We start from the raw sequence: 20631 nt of genomic DNA on the forward strand, positions 1-20631 counted from the left end.
GGTATGAGAACATGCAGAATCGAGGATTACGAATAACGAGAGGGGAATGGATATGGGAAGCGAAAAAAAAGAAAAGCTTACAGGGAAGAAAAATGAAGCTGAATTAAAGGCTGCAGGAAAGATGGATAAAATGACAGATGGGGCAGCAGAAGAGAATCTGGTAACAAGGCAGGATGGACTGGAACCAGAAAATCAGGTATTGGTCGATACGCTGTTATTCCAGTTTGATATCGCGTGTCAGATGTTGGATTTCCACTTGCACGATTTGGATAATGGGACATGTCTTTGGCGGCCAGGAGGACGGGGACTGCATGTCACAGAAAACCAGGGGGTCTGGAGTGCAGACTGGCCGGAAAATGAGGAATATGGTATGGGAGCATCGAGTATCGCATGGATTACATGGCACATTTTGTTTTGGTGGTCCATGGTCTTTGATTACTCCTTTGGCAGCGGAACCCTTACAAAAGAAGCGGTCACATGGCCGGGCAGTGCACAGGCTGTGAAAGGTGAAATTGAATTGATGGAGGACAAGTGGCGGTCGCTGCTGACAACGCTGACAGATGAGGAGCTGAAAGACTCCAGCCGCACCAAGTGGCCTTTTGAAAACAGGCCTTTCTATGAGCTGGCAGCTTGGCTGAACCTGGAGCTGATGAAGAATGCCGCAGAGATTGGATACTGCCGTTTTATGAGAGCTTCACTGGATCATAAATAATCGAAAAAATATAACTAATGAAATAAATCCTACCAATAAAATAAATACAAAACGCATAACTTGACGTAGAAATGTCAAGTTATGCGTTTTATAATATAGAGATACTGAATCAATTTTTATATAAAGGATGATTTTAGGAGATTACAATAAATCCTGATGTGGGGTGATGAAATGCAGATCAATCGATTATTTGAAATGGTATATTTACTGCTCAATAAAAAATCTATTACCGCAAGAGAGCTGGCGGAGCGGTTCGAGGTTTCTACAAGGACGATTTACCGGGATTTAGACATCCTGTCCTCTGCGGGGATTCCGATTTATACAAGTCAGGGCAAAGGTGGGGGAATCTCTCTGATGGACAATTTCATTTTGAATAAGTCGGTCTTTTCTGAGGAAGAAAAAAATGAAATTCTCTATGCACTTCAGAGTCTTTCCATTGCGCAAAGCCCTGAAAGTGAAAAAGTTCTGGCTAAGCTCAATGGGTTCTTTGATCACAAGAGAAGTAACTGGATTGAAGCAGATCTCACCCCGTGGGGCAGTGGAAAAGACAGTCAAAGCAGTTTTTCAAAACTCAAGGAAGCAATCTTAAATCGGAGGGTAATCTGCTTTGAATACTTCAACGCTATGGGGGAGAGCAGAGGCAGGACTGTGGAACCTCTTAAGCTGACCTTTAAGGTGTATGCTTGGTATCTCCAAGGCTACTGCCGGACAAGGAACGCTTATCGTACGTTTAAAATCGCAAGAATGTCAGATATCGTCCTGACTGAAGAGCACTTTGAAGAGAGAGAAATTCAGGGAGGTCTCACAATGGAAGATGATGAGACTTCGCTCCTCTCTCTTCGTTTGAACGTAACTGCAGACAGTGCCTTCCGTGTATTTGACGATTTCAGTGAGACGGATATCCAGAGGATGGATGACGGCTCATTTTCCATATCGGTCAAGCTCCCTGAGAGCAATTGGCTCATTGGCTATCTTTTGTCCTATGGAGACAGTATGACAGTAATGGAGCCGAAACATATTAGGGAAAGGCTTCGGGAACAGGCTGAACAAATTGCGGCTCGTTATCAGTAAGCCCAAGAGCACACCGTTTTATCATCATCCCCATATTATATAGTATCTGAGGGCCTCAGCATCTGCTCTGGCTGAATCAATTCAGATAGACATGAGAAAACACTGATCGGTTTGGATCAGCGTTTTCTGACTTTAGGAGATGAATCGCAATGTCCGATATAAAAACGGATAGACCTCGCAATGTAAAAATAAAAAGAAACGATAACGGGGCCTGGTGCTTTGTATCGGCTCCAAAACTGCATCCCATGAAGGTGCACATTAACCAAAATCGGCCAGGGACTGCACCTGGATTAATTTTTACAGCCCCCTATACTGCTTTTGGCGAAAGGATGATCGGTCAAACAGGTGCACTGATCATGGATCAGTGCGGTGATCCGGTATGGTTTCGGCCTCTTGCAAATAGATATATACAGAATACCGATTTCAGAGTTCAAAGCTATCGAGGCAGACAGGTTCTTACCATGTGGCAGGGAACCATATCCGGTACCCAGTCTGCAAATCCTGACCTTCCTGCGGGTGACCCGGAACCAGGTGCCTTTTTTCAGATACTGGACAGTCACTACAGGGTGATAAAAAAAATAACAGCGGGAGAGGGGTATACCGCTGATGTTCACGAATTTACCATCACAAGACGCAATACTGCTTTGTTCACCGCTGTCAAGCAGGTGCCGGCAGATCTTACTCCCTACGGAGGGCCTGAAAAAGGCTATATCGATGATTATTCCATTCAGGAGGTAGACCTGGAAACAGGGGAGCTTCTCTTCTTTTGGAATACGCTAGATCATATTAATCCCGCCGACTCCATGCTGCCTGCTTCTTCTGCCTCATCGACCAACAATATCTGGGACTGCTATCATTTGAACTCCGTTGAAGGAGGCTGCGATGGCACACTGCTTGTCAGTATGCGAAATATGTGGGCAATTTATCAGATTGATAAGAAGACTGGCGCGGTTCAATGGCAGCTTGGAGGGCGGAAGAGCGACTTCACAATTGCACCCGGTTCTGGATTTTCCTGGCAGCATGATGCCAGGTACCGATGGGGTTCTCGAATCAGTCTCTTCGATGATGCCTGCTGTGCATCAGAAAACGACCCGCCGCAGGGACAGTCTCGGGGACTGATCCTGTATCTTGATTTTCAGCGTAAGACTGCCAAAGCAGACCGAACCTATTACCATGCCCCCGGTCTATTTGCAGCAAGCCAGGGAAATGTTCAGCAGCTGGAAAACTGCAATCAGTTTATCGGATGGGGGCAGGAACCATACCTTTCGGAATTTGCGCAAGGAGGAAATACTACTGTAAATCCGTTGATCAACTTTTTATATGATGTACGTTTTCCAAATCAAAATATTTCTTATCGCAGCTTTAAAAACAGGTGGATTGGCTGCCCCCTTTGCCCGCCCTGCATCGCTGTTCGAAGAAACACATGCGGAGTGACGGTTTATGCTTCATGGAATGGAGCTACAGAGGTAGCTGCATGGCAGGTTTATTCCGGTTGTGATCGTGCGAAACTTTCTCCTGTGGGATGCTGTGTACCACGCTCTGGATTTGAAACAGCAATTCCTTTAAAATGTGCAGGCTCTTTTTATCGAGTTGCAGCGATGGATGCTTGCGGGAAGGTTCTTGGAACTTCCTGTATTGTCACACTGCCAAAGCGAATCTCACACAACAAAGTGAATCCCCTGGAGATATTAATCTGACTGAGTCGTTATGTGGACTGATCATAATTTAAGGTTGACTAACCTACTAAGTTGATATAATTTGTATATTAAACGACAAGAATAGTGACGATTCGTCACTATTCGTCGTTTGGATCATAATCCGGGAGAATACAAATGAAAAAAGGATTGAAATACCGTGCATTCTTTACCGTACTGCTGATCGTTTTTGCTCTAATAATGATCGAATCCACTCCTATCACTGATGCGGATGCCTTTTTAAAGTATAAAGATGGAATGATCCTGGGGAGTCTGGCTATCATGGGTGCGTACTTTCTCGTTTATTATTTCATTTACAAAGAAGATAAGAGAAGCTTAAGCTACTCCCTGATGTGTCTGATTATGATTGTGCGGACCGTGCTATACAGTGATGATCTCATTTCCAGACTGTTTCCGGAAATTCATCCCGATTTGCTGATTTGGATCACCCATCTGACAATTTTTTGGTTCCCGGCGGCATTGTTTTTTCTGATCCAGAATGCTGACGTTGCAGAAACAAAACTGCGCTTCGGCAGATTGATCTACGTATATGCCGTTGGTATTTCAATCGTCACAGCGTTTATTCCCGTATCGTTCTATACAAGATGGACCGTTTTTTATGAACTTGTGGGAAATCTGATGATCCTAATCGCGGTGGGCATTATTTTCAAGGCCCGCTGCAGGAGCGTTGAAGGTGCGGAAATTATACTGACGGGAAGTGTGATCGTATTCATTTCGGGTATCCGGGACATGCTGTACCATGCGAATCTGATCCGCTCCACTTATGGAGAGATTACTCCCATCGGGCTTGCTGTCTTTATGTTCCTAATCTCTTTTCTGATGGCAGATCGTTTTGTAAAAACCTACCGAAAGGTTCATACCCTTTCGGATGAACTAACGGATAAGCTGAAAAAGGAGCAGATCCTGACAGAAAAGCTCTCTGCGCTGGACCATATAAAGGATGAGTTTCTTGCCAATGTATCCTATGAGCTGCGGACACCCCTGGGAGGAATCATCAACATCATACAATCTGTTATGGGAGGCATAGGAGGAAATTTAACGGAAGGACAGAGGCAGAATCTTGATGTGACCATGAATTTGGCCAGAAATCTGCAAGGCATGATTAATGATCTTCAGGATGTATCCAATATTCGTTATGGCGGTGCCAAGCTGAATGCGGTTCCGATTGACTTGAAAAGAATGATTGACAGTCAGCTGATTTTGTTTCGTTATATGTATAAGAATGAAGGCCTTCCTGTTTTCAATGAGATTTCGGCGGATCATCCTCTGGTTTTAGCAGACGAAGAGCGGATGAGACAAATCGTGAATAAGCTGATCGGGCATTTCCTGAAGTATGCCACGAAAGGAAAGATTCGAATTGCTGCTAACTGGGATAGGAAGAGAACGAGAGTTACACTAGAAAATACCGAGGTGGTCGTAAACACGGAACTGCTCCATAGTATTTTTGACGGTGCCGATGTTCGGCGTGGTACTTCTCCTCGTAAACAAGATTGCTCAGAACTTGAAATGAATCTAATCAAACACCTGATAGAACTGCATGGAGGTAGAATTTGGATTACTTCAAATGTTGAGGTTGGTACACGCATCTGTTTTACCCTTCCGGTATCAACTGAAACAAAGGCGGCAAAGAGTAAAAACTATGCGGGTAAGCAAAACGACCTCATCTGCCAGGAGGAAGCATCTTATGATGAGCCGTGTCATTTTAATATCCTTGCAGTAGACGATGATTCAGCGAATCTCCAAGTCCTGAGAAACATCCTTAAGCTATCAGGGTATGAAGTCAAGAGTGTGGAAAACGGCATGAAAGCATTGGAACACCTGGAACGGCAGGCGGATCTCGATCTGGTCATCCTGGATATTATGATGCCGGAAATGTCTGGATTCAAGGTACTGGAAAAGATTCGTGAAAAATACAATATGGCAGAGCTTCCGGTTTTAATGCTCACAGCAAAAACCGAAAAAGAGTATATTTCTTTATGCTTTCAGATGGGGGCAAATGATTTCCTTTCAAAGCCCTTTGAATCGCAAGAACTATCGGCGCGGGCAAGGAGCTTGATAAAACTAAAGAAAACGGCAAATCAGCTTGTTTCCGCAGAAATGTCATTTTTGCAAGCACAGATCAAACCCCATTTTATTCATAATTCACTTGCTACCATAGCCTCAATTTGTACCAATGATCCGGAGAGGGCAAGAGAACTGATTCTGGATTTGTCAGATTACCTGAGGGGTTCGTTTGACTTGAGAAGTAACCATGGGTTAACCGTCCTCTCCAAAGAATTTGAGCTCGTTCAGGCCTATTTGTCAATCGAGCAGGCGCGATTTGGGAATCGGCTTAAGATCTTCTACCATTTAACGGATCATATGGATCATCCGGTGCCCTTACTCACCATTCAGCCCCTTGTTGAGAATGCGGTACACCATGGAGTGATGTGCAAGGCGGAGGGCGGTGAAATTCGTATATCGGTAGAACGGATTGACAGCATGATTAGAATAGAGGTAAGAGATAACGGCATTGGGATGTCCGCAGCTGAAATAGGAAATATATTCAAGCTGGATAATGGCAAAAGGGGAGTTGGCATTGCAAATATCAATCGCAGGCTCACCGCTTTATATGGTGAGGGGCTTTCTATTGAGAGTGAACTGCAGCGCGGAACAAGAGTATTCTTTTCTATTCCGGCTCAACAGGATAAGGAACAAGGAGATTAATAGAAAACATGAATTTATTGATCGTTGAAGATGAGCCCGAAATGATTGCGGCAATAAAGATTATGATCGAAAGTTATAACAAGGAGATTCAGATCATAACCTGCGGCTGCCCTTCGGAAGCAATTAAGGTTTTTGATGAACAGGCAGTCGATGCTGCTCTTTTAGATATTCGCTTACCCGAAATGTCAGGGTTTGATCTTGCTGACTACTTTTCAATGAGGAAACCCGGCCTCAGTCTTGTTTTTATCACTGCATACAATAGCTATGCACAGGAGGCATTTGACGCCAATGCAGTGGATTATGTGTTGAAGCCGATTCGCAAGGAACGCCTTTACCGGGCATTGGATAAGATCTCCGTAGAACTGGAAGAACGAAAGAGCAGGATCATAAAGGCTCGTCCGCAAGTACAAATCAATGTCCTGGGAAAAATTATCGTTTCCTCCGGAGATTTCATATTAAAATGGAAGAGGAAAAAATCCATGGAGGTTTTTGCCTATCTCCTGCATCAGGAGCCGGCACCAGTACATAAAGATATTCTCTGTGAATTGATGTGGCCGGATTGTGAACCAAAGAAAGCATCTCATTATCTGCAGACGATTATCTATCAGCTTCGTAAGAGTATCGCGGAAGTAGCCGATAACAGAATCGTCATTGAATATGCGGATCATTGCTATCGATTGAAACTGGATTGTGTCAGCTATGATGTTAAAACATTTCATTGCGCTTACCGCAATGCTTTTGCTCAGAGGAATCCTGAAATAGGAGACTTGGTGGAGGCCGAGCAGATTTATACCGGTCCATATTATGGAGAGGAATGCTGGGTGTGGGCCTTGGGCAAACAGCAGAGTCTCTCCATCAAATATCAGAGAGTGCTGGAACAGATTATAGAATATAAAATGCGAAGTGGAATTATTGACGAGACCTTATTTTATATCGAGAAATGGTTTGCAGGTGGGTTTTACGGAAGACAGGGGCAGTACAGTGCTTGGATCAAAGAATTTACTGGAAGGTAAGGATGAAATACGGCCAGAGGAATTGTTTCAAGAAAAGAGTGTGTTTTTTTGCACACTCTATTTTTTTTGTCGAAATAACCCGATTTTGTGAGAAATTTGTGAGAACGGTAGCCTAAACTCTAGTTGGAGTACGAAAGGAAAAAATTATCTGTATTGCCTTGATATGCTTACTCCGCCTGATAACCTCAGTTTATAAATAGCATGCACGGTTTACTGAGCGCGAATCGTGCCAACAAAAATAAGTCGTTGCAAGGAGGTAAACATGACATGAAGTGGTATCTTAATTTAAAAATCAGCAGCAAGTTGATCCTAAGCTTTCTGGTTGTTGCACTAATCAGCGGGTCTATGGGAATCTACGCGATTTTCAATCTGAAAGAGCTTGATGAGTCAGACCAGGAGCTTTATCAAAACACTACTGTTCCACTATCGGTTATCGGTGGCATTTCTACCGAGTTTCAGAGAACCAGAGCAATTGCCCGTGATATGATCCTGGCCGAAGATTCTGAAGATATTCAAGCCAGCATTGCGCAAATCAAAGAAATACGTACTAAGGTAGATCAGATGACAATGGAGTTTGAAGCAAGTATAAACTCTCCGGAAATCATAAGCGCATTTAATCAATATAAGTTGACCAGAGTTAAATTCAAAATTGGTCTGGATGAAATTGTTAAGCTGGCTGAGCAAAATAGGGATGAAGAAGCAATCGAAATGATGAGCGCAACGGGTAAATCAGGAATAGCCTCGAAAGCATATCAGGAGGCAATTGACCAGATTGTAGCTTTGCAGATTACCGCAGCTGGAGAAAAAGCTGCGTTGAATGAGCAACAGGCTGACAAGGCGATCTTCGTTATGTCTGCAGTCATCGGCCTGGTCGCTTTACTGTCCATACTAATCGGTTTGCTGATTTCAAGTATTATTACAAGACCTCTCAGAAGGACTGTTCATATGATCGAGGAGATGAGTTTGGGCCACTTCAGTGAAAGGCTGAACATTCAAACAAAGGATGAAATCGGTCAGATGGCTGGTTCCATGGATTCCTTTGCTGATGAAATTCAAACAAAGGTCATCGGCGTAATGAACATGATTTCAGCCGGAGACATATCAGTTACAATCGAACCTAAGGATGAACAGGATGAGATCACTCCGGCCTTGAAAAAAACCGTCGAGACAATCAGAGAACTGAATACCGAGGTTCAGAAGTTGATTCATGCAGCAACGGACGGGAAGCTGGATATCAGAGGTGACTCATCAAGATATTCCGGTGCGTGGATGGATATGATTACGGGCATCAACGGGTTGATCGATGCCTTCGTTGCACCCATCAATCTGACAGCTGAATATGTTGAGCGGATTAGTAAAGGAGATATCCCGCCGGTTATAACAGAGGAGTATCTGGGGGATTTTAATGAGATCAAAAATAATATCAATAATTGTATAATAACGATGAGCGATCTTCTTGGAAAAACGATGGTTTTAACCCTGGCTATAAAAGAAGGGAAACTTGATATTCGTGCCGATGACTCGGAATTTAATGGTGATTGGGGTTCTATGGTCAGGGGTATGAATGATTTAATTGATGCCTTTGTTGCCCCGATCAACGTCACCGCTGAATATGTGGAAAGGATCAGCAAGGGTGATATTCCTCCTAAAATTTCAGACGCCTATTATGGTGACTTCAACGAAACAAAAAACAATATCAATCAATGCATTGACTCTATGAACGGTTTGCTTTCGGAGACGGGGAAACTCATAACGGCAGCAGAGGAAGGACGACTTGATGTACGTTCTGAATCAACTGATTTTGAAGGTGATTGGAAAACCCTCATTGATGGTGTTAACAGTTTAGCAGATGCTTACGTAAAGCCGATCAATATTACATCGGAATATATTGATCGTATCAGTAAGGGGGAAATACCGGATCGAATCGATGAGCAGTACCGTGGAGATTTCAATGTGATCATCGCCAATTTGAATCGCTGTATCGACATTATGAATGGTCTGCTGAGGGAAACAAATACCCTTATGGGTGAGGCAAAGCAAGGAATCCTGAACAGCAGGGCAAACCTAGATGGCTTTTCAGGGAGCTGGGCGGAGCTTCTGGATGGTGTAAATCAGCTTGTTGAAGCTGTAGCCCAACCGATTTCTGAAGTAACCACTGTGATGAACCGTATTGCACAGGGTGATTTGCAGGTTTCTGTAAGGGGGAACTATCAGGGAGAATTTGGCGTCTTATCCAGTGCAGTGAACAATACTGTCAGCGACCTCAACACAGTAATCGGTCAAATCTCTGAAACCATAGGTGAGATATCAGAGGGCAACCTTGCTGTCAGCAATATCAAAGGCTTTAAAGGGGATTTTGTCAGTATTTCAGACTCTTTGAACAGAATCCTTGATTCTCTGAATTCGGTATTAGGTGATATTAATACTGCTTCGGATCAGGTTTCGGCAGGATCCAAACAGGTTTCTGGGGGAAGTCAGGCATTATCACAGGGTGCATCGGAACAGGCGAGTGCAGTGCAGGAACTCACCGCTTATGTCGGAGAAGTCGCTTCCAAGACAAAGGAAAATGCTGTCAGTGCAGGAGAAGCCAATGACTTAACGCACACCGTTAAGGGAAATGCAGAACGAGGGAATAAGCTTATGGCAGAGATGCTGCTGGCGATGAAAGAAATCAACGATGCTTCCGGGAATATTTCAAAGATTATCAAGGTAATCGATGATATCGCATTCCAGACAAATATTCTTGCGCTGAATGCAGCGGTGGAAGCTGCCAGGGCCGGCCAGCACGGAAAGGGTTTTGCTGTAGTAGCAGAGGAGGTCAGAACCCTCGCAGCCCGAAGTGCGGAAGCGGCCAGAAATACAACGGAATTGATTCAAGGTTCGATTGAGAAGGCTGCCGTCGGAACGGATATTGCGGGAAACACCGCAGAGGCACTGAATGAGATCAACGCGGGAATCACAAAGATTGTCGATATCATCGGCAATATCGCAAATTCTTCTTCGGAACAAGCCATGGGTATTTCTCAGATCAATACAAGCTTGAATCAGGTGTCAAAGGTGGTTCAGACCAATGCTGCCACAGCAGAGCAGAGCGCTGCATCAAGTCAGGAACTGTCGGGCCAGTCAGAGATGCTGAAAGAAATGGTAGCAAAGTTCCAGCTAAAAACAGAATCCCAAATCAGCACAGATTGGAACGGAGAGCTCTGTTAGGAGGGAGAGAATGGATCAATCAGTCTTTATCGCACTGGTGAATAATGCAGCATTGCTGCTTGCCTTAGCGGTAGTGTATGAATTAACGTATCTGTTTCCTGCTAAAAGCTGCAGATCGCGGCAGTTGATCAGCGGAATCCTGATCTCAATGATCTGCATCTTGATTATGAAGATTCCGTTAGAGCTTCATCCGGGTTTGATGATCGATACCCGTTCCATTCTGATTAGTACCTCTGGATTGATTTTCGGACCGATTCCGACCGTAATAACCGTAATTTCCGCAATGGCTTTTAGGGTGTACAGCGGGGGGATCGGAGCGCTTCCTGGATTAGGAATTATCCTAACCAGCGCATTGATCGGGTCGGCCTGGAGGCTGATCTTGTATCCGAGATCGAAAAAATGGAGTTGGCTGAATGTGTATATTATGAGTTTAACGGTACATAGCGCCATGCTGATCTGTATGTTTTTGCTGCCCTATCCCGAAAGTGTTTCGGTATTGAGAGACATTGGAATTCCTGTTCTTTTAATTTATCCTGTCGTCTCGATTCTTTTGTGCCTCCTTCTGCTTCGTCAGCAGGAGATAAGGGAATATCAGCTGCAGCTCAGACAATCAGAAGAACGGTTTCAAACGCTCTTTGACCACGCTCCGCTTGGATATCAATCTCTCGACGAGAATGGCTGCTTTCTCAATGTCAATCAGCAGTGGCTTGACACCTTGGGGTATACCAGTGAAGAGGTTCTCGGCAGGTGGTTTGGAGATTTTCTCATGCTGGAATCCAGGAAGCTCTTTCAAAGACAATTCCCTGTGTTTAAAGCAAGAGGATATGCCAGAAGTGAATTGATACTGATCCATAAAAGCGGTAAACCGATCCATATTGCCTTTGAAGGAAGGATCGGGTACGATATGGATGGTGCATTAAAACAAATTCATTGTGTTCTTCAGGACATCACTGAACTAAAAATGAAGGAAGAGGCACTTACGAATTCCGAACTTAAATACCATCGTCTTTTTGAATCCATGAAGGAAGGGATCTTGATGATAGAAGCGGACTCAGGCATTATTACTGAGATCAATCCGTATTTGCTACAGCTCTCTGGATATTCGGAAGATTTCTTTGTAGGCAAAAGAATCTGGAATCTAGGTCTCTTTCATGAAATCGCCGAAAGCAGCATTGAAATCATTACGCTGAAGGATGGTGAGAGCCTCAAATTCGAGGATTCAGGCTTTTTCTCTATACACGGTGCTTATCGAAATACAGAAATTGCGGTAAGTGCTTGTCACGTAAAGGAGCTGAAAATGCTGCAGATGAATGTCAGAGATATTACCGAAAGAAAACGTATAGAGAATGCGCTGCTTGAAAGCGAGATCAAGTACAGCAGCTACATACAAAATGCGTTGCTTGAAAGTGAGATCAAGTACAGCAGCCACATAGAAAATGCACCTGGCGGCATCACCATCACACCGTCTGCTCCATTTCCTTGCTGTATTTGATTAAATAGCAAGGAAATTTATCTGTTTTGCTGCTGCAGGATCTTTTTGAATTGCAGCAAGTTTTAGGGAATTTTATGCTCGCAGGGTACGTTGACGTTGCACTTTGCACAGCCGTAGCGCGGTGCATATTCTGCGAGGATCTGATCCAGATAATCTGAGCAGATTTGATTATTCTTTCCCTCTGACGTAAAGGCATCAGCCGGACATCGCTTGATGCAGGCCCCACATTTTCCTTGAGTCAGGTAGAGGCAATAATCATAATATCCTTTATATTTCCTGGGCGTCGGAGGAAGCGCAAGGGTGGTTATTACGCTGCCAAACCTCCCGGCGGTTCCTTTCTCCGTAATCAAGCCTCGGTGGAGTCCGAAGGTGCCGAGTCCGGAAACAAAGGCCGTGTGGCGTTCGGACCAGTTGGGGACTCTGTTTTTCACGGAAAAGCGAGGATCTATTCCAGGCGCTGTTACAGCATAGCCCATTTCTTCCATCAGACCAACCAGAAAGTGTCTGATTTCATTGTTGAGTTTCTCACCCTCAATTCTCGCAGAAATCCATTCCTGAGAGGGAGGGCCGGGTTTCCTATTCGTATCGCGCAGTTCCTTCGTAAAGGGAAGAAAATAGGAAATGACGGACTTTGCTCCGGGAAGCCATGCGAAGGGAGGCAGAAAATCGGGACCTACGATCTCCGGCTTGACAAACGTATCGTAATAGGGATCATCTGCAGAAGAAACCCCAAGAAGGGGATCATCATACATTTTCATTTTGTTGTGTGCTTCAAGAAAATTAAGGGGATTCTCTCTGATAAAGGATGCAAGCTGTTCTTGAATTTGGTCCAGCTCCTCTCGGTTTGATGTCACTGTCATATTCTTAAGCTCCTTTCTGTTTATTAACGGCTGCTAGTACAGTTTATTCGTCCAAGTCCTTTTCATACTCAGTTGTATGTTTGATCTGGAAATAGTATATGTGAATTATTTTTTCATGTAAAGAAATATATAAGAACTTCTTCAGGCTGCAGTATTGAACTGGCATGGGACACATATTTAAAGAATGCGTATTCGAACCAGAAGCGAACCTTAAAGGAGCCAGCGCTGAACAACTAAAGACGTTATAGAAAGCACAAACCAGCAGCCCAATCCAAGAAGAATTGGTCTTGCGCCATTTTTTAATAATTTTGAGAGATTTGTATTCAAGCCTATGGAGGCCATTGCCATAACAATCATAAATTTACCTGTCCGGGGTAAGAGTGCGATCAGATCGGAGGGAACAGGCAGAAATGTTGAAGAAATTGAGGCGGCAGCGAACCCCAAAATAAACCAGGGAAAGATACGTGATAGTCTGTATTCTGAAGCGTGTCCGCTGGGATCTTTTCTCATGGAGAATAAGGCCAATATCAGGGTTACCGGAATGATCATCAGGGTTCTGGTAAGCTTGACGATTACTGCAAGATCTCCTGATTGAACGCTGTAGGAATAACCTGCTGCAACAACAGAGGAGGTGTCATTAATCGCAGTACCGGCCCAGAGACCGAAATGGTAATTAGTCATCTGCATCACATGGCCCAGTGTCGGAAACAGGAAAGCAGCAAAAACATTAAAAAGAAAGATGGTAGAAATGGCTTGGGCAATGTCCTCATCTTTTGCCTTGATGACAGGTGCAGCTGCTGCAATGGCTGATCCTCCGCAGATGGCAGTTCCAATCCCAATCAAAATGTTGATGTTCCGTTCGATTTTCAGCGCCTTACCGAGCAGGAAAGCCGAAAGGAAAGCAGCGGTAAGGGTAAAGATCATCAGAAGCAGTGTCTTTGCTCCAACCTCAATGACTTGATATAAGTTCATATCAAAGCCAAGCAGAATAATTGCAAATTGAAGAACACGCTTTGATGTAAAGGAAAGGCCTTTCTCCAAATAAGCAGGTCTTGTTATATAGGCCAATATCATTCCCAAAAGTATGCCCAGTATCGGGCCGCCAATGATGGGGAAATGGCTTCCAATCAGCCAGGCCGGTACAGCTATGCATGCGGAAAGCAGAACTCCGGGCATCTCATCTTTTTTCAATATCATGTCTCATCACTCCTACATACGAAGTATAACCCTTGACGATAAATAAGTAAAATCATATAATATTATTATAATGATAACCAATTACTTATTGATAGAAGAATTGGAGTGTGTACAATGACTTTCAGACATTTTCAAATCTTTGTCATGGTGTGTGATGAAAGTAATATGACATCGGCTGCGGCACGCCTTTATATTTCGCAGCCAGCTGTAAGCCAGGCAATTGCAGAATTGGAAGCTTACTATGAAGTTCGGATCTTTGAACGCCTATCCAGGAAATTGTACCTTACAGAAGCAGGAGAGATCCTTCTTGGATATGCTCGTCATATTCTGAGAATGAATCAGGATGCGGAAAGTGAAATGCGCTCCTTAAGCAGAAGCGGAACCATTCGCGTCGGGGCAAGCGTGACCATTGGAGCTTGCGTTCTGCCAGGCTTGATCTCGGCGTTTCAGAAACAGGCACCTGCTTATGCCGTTCATGTCATTGAAGACAATACTTCTAAAATTGAAGATCTAATCCGTATTGATCAACTTGATCTGGGACTTGTGGAAGGTGATATTACGGTGAAGGAAATCATAAGCAAGACCTTTGATGAAGATGTGCTGGTGCTGGTATGCGGAAAGGATCACCCTTTTGCAAAGCGAAGCAGTATTGATGCTGCGGAACTGGATAAGGTGAACTTTATTCTGAGAGAACAGGGCAGCGGAACAAGAAAAACCTTTGAGACGGTGATGGAAGAGCATTCCTTGAGATGGTCTTCCACCTGGACCTGCAATAACGCAGATACCATAAAATCTGCAGTTTCCGAAGGCCTTGGAGTAACCGTGATCTCCGAAAATGCTGTCAGGAGAGAACTTGAAGCGGGCATCCTGCACAGATTGGATCTTAAGGGGGTTGAATTTAAACGGCACTTTAAGCTGGCTTACCATCGAAACAAATATCTGACGGAAGGCATGAAAAAATTTATAGATATGGTTATGGTGAAATCATGAATTGATTATCATAAGGCGAACATGGTCCTGCATAGCCTGATTCCGCTTTCCGTTCTGAAAATCCCATTCAGAGCAGCACGGCAGGCTTCCTCAGGGGTCTGATCCTCATACAGATTCACAAGGAAATCTGCCTCCACAAGAATCTGATAATCTATGCTGTCAATATTGCTGTAGGTGTGGTGATGTCCAACCAGCCAGCAGACACGATCGATGACATTCTTTTCAAAGTCCAGCTTTTCCAGCATCGCTGCTGCAATGGCAGGCCCCTCCTTTTCTTGCAGCTTACCGCTGCAATTTCCATATTTCTCTTCGCAGAGCCGGATCCCGATATCGTGAACAAGGGCGGCGGCCTCCAGTGTAAATCGTTCCTGTTCTTCCAGCCCCTCCTGAATGCCGATGAGCTTGGCAAAACTGTGAACCTTTAGAAAGTGTTGGATTCGTTTTGGATCCCCCGAATCGTATTGAATCATTTCGGATATAAGGCTGTTAATCTGTTTCATTTATTATCCCTTCCTTCAACGGAATTCCTAGAAGTTTAACATAAGCAATAAGTTAATTGATGGTATTTTAGTTCATTCGGCAGGGGAAGTCAACCTCTATGTCGCTTGCCGAACATAAATTCCAGGCAACTTTCCGGACAATTTCCATACAATTTACTTATTACTGTGATAGAATTTACCAGAATAGACAACACAAGTGTAAGAATGCGGAACTCTCTTTTTCGTGCAGGATAAGAGAGGATGAGCATACTTACAATTGTTATACTTTGATTGTAGACAGGGATTGCGGGGCTGGCTTGCAAAGCATCGCCCGGCAGTCAGGATCAGGAGGATTGGAATGGAATGGCTGAAACGCCTGAATAAGGCAGTGAACTACATGGAAGAAAATTTGACCGGCGAGATTGAACTGGATAAAGCGGCGCAAATTGCATGCTGCTCATCTTTTCACTTTCAGCGGATGTTCTCCTATATTGCGGAGACCCCGCTATCCGAATACATTAGGCGCAGAAAAATGACTCGTGCGGCGTTTGATCTGCAGAGCGGAGAAGAAAAAGTAATCGATCTAGCATTGAAATACGGCTATGTTTCTCCAACTGCCTTTAATCGTGCCTTTCAAAGCGTCCATGGAGTTGCACCTTCCGCCGCAAGGAAACAAGGCGTCGTGCTCAAAGCATATCCTCCGATCTGCTTCCAGATATCAATCAAAGGAGATGAGGAAATGAAGTATCGAATTGTAAAAAAAGACGCTTTTAAAATTGTAGGGGTGAAGGAGCATTACGAAGTAAATATCGATGAAAACTTTGCCCAGGTACCGTTATTCTGGCAGAAGACTGCACGCAGTGGAGTGATCCCTGAACTGTGCAAGCTCATGAGAGGTGATGAACCAGCAGGAATCCTGGGTGTCAGTACCTGTATGAACGGTAAGGATTTCGACTACTATATTGCAGTTGCCACGGATTTAGAACCCACTAATGGCCTCGAGTCATATCATGTTCCGGAATGCACCTGGGCGATATTTGAGTGCATTGGTGCCATGCCAGCCGCAATTCAGAATCTGCAGAAACGCATCATATCCGAGTGGCTCCCCACATCAGGTTACGAATATGCAGATGCCCCGGATATCGAAGCTTATGAAGATGGAGACCAAGCTGCAGAGGACTATCGCTGCGAAGTTTGGCTCCCCATTGTGAAAAAATAAAATCTATTGATCGTCATCCCGGCAGAGGAGACAGTGGTTCAAACTGCTGGAGGGATCTGCCTGGATGATTTTTTCATCATAATATTGGAGCTTATGATTTACTGCTTTGAGCAGTTGTTGATATTTTTCTAATTCGGACTGAACAATTTCTTTCTGGTTCAGAATGATCTGCCTTCTCTCAGGAATGGTATCGTTCCCCTGCCTGCACAGTTCAACATAATTCTTTATGTAGGAAATGGACATCCCTGTCGTTCTCATACAGCAAACCAGCTGCAGCCATTCCAGGTCTGTCTCGCTGTAAATTCTGACTCCATTGCTGTCTCTGGTTACGTGGGGCAGCAATCCTTCTTTTTCATAATAGCGCAATGTATAGGGTGAAAGCTGAAACCGCTCTGAAACTTCCTTGATGGAATAACTCATCTTATCTCTCTTTCCGCTGAAAGCAGTATCTGCCTCCTGGTTGGTTGCTTTATTATAATTGACCTTGCTCCAGCTTTTGTGTTAGTTCTCTGTCATTATACTGCCGGAGGGAACGGAAATCAACTGTCGTAAATTTTCTCTTGACTTAGAGTATACTCAAAGGAATATACTCCTGTTTGAGTGATGCATGATCCTCGGTCACATACAAATATTCATACTGGGGAGCTGCTAATATAGAAAAACAGGATTGGAGATGATACTTATGAATTATGTGCCTCTGGGGAAAACCGGTCTGAATGTTTCAAGATTCGGGCTGGGCTGCATGAGATTTCCTAGTGATGAGAAGGAAGCGGTGCGTATGGTTCGATATGGCATTGATGCGGGGGTCAATTACCTTGATACTGCGTATGTTTATGGTGACAGCGAAGTCATTACAGGGAAGGCGCTCAAAGACGGTTATCGGAATAAGATCTTCCTGGCGACAAAGAATCCCACATGGAATATTTCAAAGCACTCGGATTTTGAGAAGTATCTTGATGAGCAGCTGAGACGGCTGGATACAGACTATATCGATGTATACCTACTTCATAATATGAATCACAACAACTGGGAAACGATTAAGCGTTATGATGGATTTACTTTTCTAGATAAGATGGTGGAAAAAGGAAAAATAGGGCACAGAGCATTTTCCATTCATAATACCCTTGCTGCATTTCACGAAATCATGGATGCCTATGACTGGGAAATGGCCCAGATTCAGCTCAATATCCTTGATGTGCAGCAGCAGGTGGGTTTGGAAGGGTTATATTACGCTGCTGAACGGGATGTTCCGGTAGTAGTTATGGAACCGCTTCGGGGAGGATACTTTTTCACAAATATCCCTGAAGAAGTGAAACGCTTGGTTGCTGAATACCCTGAGAAGCGCTCTCTGGTGGAATGGTGCTTCCGCTGGCTGTATAATATGCCGGAGGTTTCGGTTATTTTGAGTGGAACAAGTACTATGGAACAGCTGAAAGATAATTTGCGCATTTTTGAACAGGCAGAATCTGGAGTCATGTCACTTGCGGATGAGAAACTGATCCGCAGCATTCGTGAAGTATATGAAGCGAATCAAAGCATAGGATGCACGGGCTGCGGGTATTGCATCCCTTGTCCTAGAAATATCCCTATTCCGGAGATTTTTAAACTATACAACAGCTATCAATTGATGAAAACGCACCCCATTGATAAAATTGTATACCGGGATGCACTGCTGCCTGGGGGAAAGGGAGCAGACCAGTGCGTGCTCTGCGGTGCATGCACATCACACTGTCCGCAGGATCTGGCGATACCAAAATTGCTAAATCAGGTTCATGAGGAATTCGTAAAAAGCTCATAAGAGAATCGTCTTTTTAGAATTCGCTATTTGCTGGACTTTCGCTAATCAACAGTGGGCAGATCTGTTTTCATTACAGATCTGCCTGTAATTTTTTCTTGACAAAGTGTGAGGTGACAGAATAATATATGCATATACATATAAAACGAATAATGTGGCTGTGCATTAAAAGAAAGGGTATCTCATGAATGTTGATATGAAAAGCGAAGGCGTTTCGAACACTGGAATTGAAGCGCATATACAAAAGAAAGCCTACGAACTTGGTTTTGAAAAATGCGGGATTGTGCCCCTTGATCAACTGGCCGGATATGGGGAAATGATGGGAGAACGGGTGAAAAATCTACCGGAATCAGCAGCGTTCTATAGAAGGCAGCAGCGTCTTGCAGACCCATCAACAGAATTCCCATGGGCAAAGTCTGTGATTGTGGCGGCGGTTCCCTACGGAAATTACCATGTTCCTGATGAAGTGAAAGGCCGGATTGGGAAATCTTATCTTTTCGATATTCGCATTGATGAAAATGCGAGGGAATTCCAAAATAATCGTAAGATGGAGGCCTTTCTGGAAGAACTGGGAATTCGGGCAGAAACCAACCGAAAGTTCGGCGTTGTGGGTTTGCGCTGGGCTGCACAAATTGCAGGTCTTGGGGTAATTCGGAGAAATAATTTTTTATATACCGAATCCGGCTCATGGGTGCATCTTGAAGGCTGGCTGATTGATATAAAAGCTGAGAAAAAGGAGCGCACTGAAGTCCGCAAGTGTCCGGAGGGCTGCAAAAAGTGCATCGAGGCTTGCCCGACAGGTTCGTTATCCCAGCCTTACACCATGTCGCCCACTGCCTGTATCTCTTTTCTTACTACCTTTGGCGGCCGGGATATCCCAAGCCTGTTTCAAGCGAGCAAAGACTTTGGCAGTTGTATCTATGGATGTGATCTCTGCCAAGATGTTTGTCCCATGAATCGAGGAACCTGGAACGAAAAAGATGAATTTCCTGGAATGGATGACCTTGCTTTTTCTCTTCTTCCAGAAAATATCATTCTAATGGAGGAAGCGTTTTATCAAACAAAAGTACAGCCTAAATTTTTCTACCTTCAGCCGGATGAACTTTGGAAATGGAAGGTTGACACACTTTGCTACATGAGGAATAATTATCGTGAGGAATATCGTCCCCTCGTCACAGCAGCCTGCACCGATGTACATGAAAAGGTCAGGGAGATGGCGGCTTTGATTTGTGAGGAACTGCTATTGGTGCGTTAGTGAACTGGCGGTATCCATGAAAAACAAGAGCGCTTGGCGTTAAATAGGCTGAGGGGATTAAAAAGAAGTAGAAAGTGGGGAAGTATGGGGAAAGAACCTGGATTAAGAGACTGTGCCTGCAGAAATCTGCGCATGACTACAAGAGTGATTACTCAGTATTATGATGCGGCGTTGCGACCGGCGGGGTTAAGCGCGGCGCAATTTGCTTTGCTGGCTGCCGTTTCGGCGGTAGGAGGAAGAACCATTGGAGAACTGGCAGAAGCCCAGCTTATGGATCAGACAACAGCCACCCGAAGCATCGAATTGCTAAAGAAGAATGGTTACCTGGAAGCGCGCACAGGCGAAGTGGATTCCAGGAAGAGGCATATCTGGATCACAGGGCTGGGAACAGAAACGCTTCGTAAAGCAATCCCGTTTTGGGAGCAAGCGCAACGGACAATAGAGCAGGGACTCGGAACAGAAAAGTATGAGGACTTTTTAACGACCCTTGCTGAACTTCAAAGGATTATATAATAAATAGACCAGGAGGGATTAAGAATGATAAAACACAGCAACATTTTTCCCGAACCAATCTTGAGGCTTCCGGAAGCAGATATTCCATTGAAGGGAGTCGCTGCTTACATGTCGCAAAGCAGCAATCATCAAGTACTTTTTATGGAATTTGCTGAGGATGTGGAATTGCCGGAGCATTCTCACGCAGAGCAAGTTGGAATTGTCATTAAGGGAAAAATTGATATGACGATTGATGGGACAACGAAAACCTATCAAACCGGAGACGTTTACTTCATACCTGAGAATGTTCCGCATCATGGTTATATTTATGCGGGATATGCGGATGTGACTTTTTTTAATGAGAAGGATCGATATCTTCCCAAGTCCATCGTTTGATTTTAAACATAACCTCTGTTATAATTGTG

General features: G+C 44.2%; 17 protein-coding genes. 13 read left to right on the forward strand and 4 right to left on the reverse strand.

Going from position 1 to position 20631, the window contains the following annotated elements; translation table 11 throughout:
* The first annotated feature begins 130 nt into the window (after positions 1-130).
* The 7 genes from FRZ06_01055 to FRZ06_01085 all read left to right on the forward strand — a co-directional run bounded on the left by FRZ06_01055 (position 131) and on the right by FRZ06_01085 (position 11919).
* Positions 131-712: a DinB family protein gene (locus FRZ06_01055; protein QOX65786.1), complete on the forward strand. Its 582-nt coding sequence runs from the start codon at positions 131-133 to the stop codon at positions 710-712.
* A gap of 171 nt (positions 713-883) precedes the next feature.
* Positions 884-1783, forward strand: a complete 900-nt coding sequence (locus tag FRZ06_01060) for a YafY family transcriptional regulator (GenBank protein QOX62037.1) — start codon at positions 884-886, stop codon at positions 1781-1783.
* Between the two features lie 245 nt (positions 1784-2028).
* Entirely contained in the window at positions 2029-3480 is a 1452-nt protein-coding gene (locus FRZ06_01065; GenBank protein ID QOX65787.1) for a hypothetical protein, read from the forward strand.
* 135 nt (positions 3481-3615) lie between these two features.
* Positions 3616-6204 (forward strand): response regulator, encoded by a 2589-nt coding sequence (locus FRZ06_01070; protein QOX62038.1) that lies wholly within the window; start codon positions 3616-3618, stop codon positions 6202-6204.
* Positions 6205-6212: 8 nt separating this feature from the next.
* Positions 6213-7217: a response regulator gene (locus tag FRZ06_01075; GenBank protein QOX62039.1), complete on the forward strand. Its 1005-nt coding sequence runs from the start codon at positions 6213-6215 to the stop codon at positions 7215-7217.
* Positions 7218-7418: 201 nt separating this feature from the next.
* On the forward strand, positions 7419-10427 hold the full coding sequence (locus FRZ06_01080; protein QOX62040.1) for a HAMP domain-containing protein: 3009 nt from the start codon (positions 7419-7421) through the stop codon (positions 10425-10427).
* A gap of 10 nt (positions 10428-10437) precedes the next feature.
* The gene (locus FRZ06_01085) at positions 10438-11919 is read left to right on the forward strand and encodes a PAS domain S-box protein (GenBank protein QOX62041.1); all 1482 of its coding nucleotides are present in this window, start codon (positions 10438-10440) and stop codon (positions 11917-11919) included.
* A gap of 62 nt (positions 11920-11981) precedes the next feature.
* On the opposite strand, the gene FRZ06_01090 is transcribed toward FRZ06_01085, so the two are convergent.
* Entirely contained in the window at positions 11982-12779 is a 798-nt protein-coding gene (locus FRZ06_01090) for an epoxyqueuosine reductase (GenBank protein ID QOX62042.1), read from the reverse strand.
* A gap of 210 nt (positions 12780-12989) precedes the next feature.
* Positions 12990-13976, reverse strand: a complete 987-nt coding sequence (locus FRZ06_01095) for a YeiH family putative sulfate export transporter (GenBank protein ID QOX62043.1) — start codon at positions 13974-13976, stop codon at positions 12990-12992.
* Positions 13977-14090: 114 nt separating this feature from the next.
* On the opposite strand from FRZ06_01095, the gene FRZ06_01100 reads away from it, so the two are divergent.
* Positions 14091-14966 (forward strand): LysR family transcriptional regulator, encoded by an 876-nt coding sequence (locus tag FRZ06_01100; GenBank protein QOX62044.1) that lies wholly within the window; start codon positions 14091-14093, stop codon positions 14964-14966.
* 8 nt (positions 14967-14974) lie between these two features.
* Here FRZ06_01100 and FRZ06_01105 read toward each other — a convergent pair whose 3' ends face one another.
* Positions 14975-15466 carry an HD domain-containing protein gene (locus tag FRZ06_01105; protein ID QOX62045.1) on the reverse strand — a complete coding sequence of 164 codons (492 nt, stop codon included), beginning with the start codon at positions 15464-15466 and terminating at the stop codon, positions 14975-14977.
* A gap of 337 nt (positions 15467-15803) precedes the next feature.
* Between FRZ06_01105 and FRZ06_01110 the strand changes: the two genes are divergently transcribed.
* The gene (locus FRZ06_01110) at positions 15804-16664 is read left to right on the forward strand and encodes an AraC family transcriptional regulator (protein ID QOX62046.1); all 861 of its coding nucleotides are present in this window, start codon (positions 15804-15806) and stop codon (positions 16662-16664) included.
* A gap of 3 nt (positions 16665-16667) precedes the next feature.
* Here FRZ06_01110 and FRZ06_01115 read toward each other — a convergent pair whose 3' ends face one another.
* Complete coding sequence (locus FRZ06_01115) at positions 16668-17084, reverse strand: MerR family transcriptional regulator (GenBank protein QOX62047.1); 417 nt, start codon at positions 17082-17084, stop codon at positions 16668-16670.
* A 262-nt stretch (positions 17085-17346) separates the two neighbouring features.
* Here FRZ06_01115 and FRZ06_01120 point away from each other — a divergent pair, with 262 nt between their 5' ends.
* The 4 genes from FRZ06_01120 (at position 17347) to FRZ06_01135 (ending at position 20602) form a co-directional block, all read left to right on the forward strand.
* Positions 17347-18462 carry an aldo/keto reductase gene (locus FRZ06_01120; GenBank protein QOX62048.1) on the forward strand — a complete coding sequence of 372 codons (1116 nt, stop codon included), beginning with the start codon at positions 17347-17349 and terminating at the stop codon, positions 18460-18462.
* A 193-nt stretch (positions 18463-18655) separates the two neighbouring features.
* Complete coding sequence (locus FRZ06_01125) at positions 18656-19714, forward strand: epoxyqueuosine reductase (GenBank protein QOX65788.1); 1059 nt, start codon at positions 18656-18658, stop codon at positions 19712-19714.
* A gap of 84 nt (positions 19715-19798) precedes the next feature.
* Positions 19799-20227, forward strand: coding sequence for a winged helix-turn-helix transcriptional regulator (locus tag FRZ06_01130; protein QOX62049.1), 429 nt, complete (start codon positions 19799-19801; stop codon positions 20225-20227).
* A 24-nt stretch (positions 20228-20251) separates the two neighbouring features.
* Complete coding sequence (locus FRZ06_01135; GenBank protein QOX62050.1) at positions 20252-20602, forward strand: cupin domain-containing protein; 351 nt, start codon at positions 20252-20254, stop codon at positions 20600-20602.
* Positions 20603-20631 lie beyond the last annotated feature (29 nt).

Source organism: Clostridiales bacterium (assembly GCA_015243575.1).
GTDB classification, from domain to species: Bacteria; Bacillota; Clostridia; order Peptostreptococcales; family Anaerovoracaceae; genus Anoxybacterium; species Anoxybacterium hadale.

Coding starts and splice junctions, on each gene's coding strand:
- FRZ06_01110 (QOX62046.1), top strand. CDS start 15,804: ATGGAATGGCTGAAACGCCTGAATAAGGCAGTGAACTACATGGAAGAA.
- FRZ06_01090 (QOX62042.1), bottom strand. CDS start 12,779: ATGACAGTGACATCAAACCGAGAGGAGCTGGACCAAATTCAAGAACAG.
- FRZ06_01085 (QOX62041.1), top strand. CDS start 10,438: ATGGATCAATCAGTCTTTATCGCACTGGTGAATAATGCAGCATTGCTG.
- FRZ06_01060 (QOX62037.1), top strand. CDS start 884: ATGCAGATCAATCGATTATTTGAAATGGTATATTTACTGCTCAATAAA.
- FRZ06_01075 (QOX62039.1), top strand. CDS start 6,213: ATGAATTTATTGATCGTTGAAGATGAGCCCGAAATGATTGCGGCAATA.
- FRZ06_01130 (QOX62049.1), top strand. CDS start 19,799: ATGGGGAAAGAACCTGGATTAAGAGACTGTGCCTGCAGAAATCTGCGC.
- FRZ06_01125 (QOX65788.1), top strand. CDS start 18,656: ATGAAAAGCGAAGGCGTTTCGAACACTGGAATTGAAGCGCATATACAA.
- FRZ06_01120 (QOX62048.1), top strand. CDS start 17,347: ATGAATTATGTGCCTCTGGGGAAAACCGGTCTGAATGTTTCAAGATTC.
- FRZ06_01095 (QOX62043.1), bottom strand. CDS start 13,976: ATGATATTGAAAAAAGATGAGATGCCCGGAGTTCTGCTTTCCGCATGC.
- FRZ06_01070 (QOX62038.1), top strand. CDS start 3,616: ATGAAAAAAGGATTGAAATACCGTGCATTCTTTACCGTACTGCTGATC.
- FRZ06_01105 (QOX62045.1), bottom strand. CDS start 15,466: ATGAAACAGATTAACAGCCTTATATCCGAAATGATTCAATACGATTCG.
- FRZ06_01065 (QOX65787.1), top strand. CDS start 2,029: ATGAAGGTGCACATTAACCAAAATCGGCCAGGGACTGCACCTGGATTA.
- FRZ06_01080 (QOX62040.1), top strand. CDS start 7,419: ATGCACGGTTTACTGAGCGCGAATCGTGCCAACAAAAATAAGTCGTTG.
- FRZ06_01055 (QOX65786.1), top strand. CDS start 131: ATGACAGATGGGGCAGCAGAAGAGAATCTGGTAACAAGGCAGGATGGA.
- FRZ06_01115 (QOX62047.1), bottom strand. CDS start 17,084: ATGAGTTATTCCATCAAGGAAGTTTCAGAGCGGTTTCAGCTTTCACCC.
- FRZ06_01135 (QOX62050.1), top strand. CDS start 20,252: ATGATAAAACACAGCAACATTTTTCCCGAACCAATCTTGAGGCTTCCG.
- FRZ06_01100 (QOX62044.1), top strand. CDS start 14,091: ATGACTTTCAGACATTTTCAAATCTTTGTCATGGTGTGTGATGAAAGT.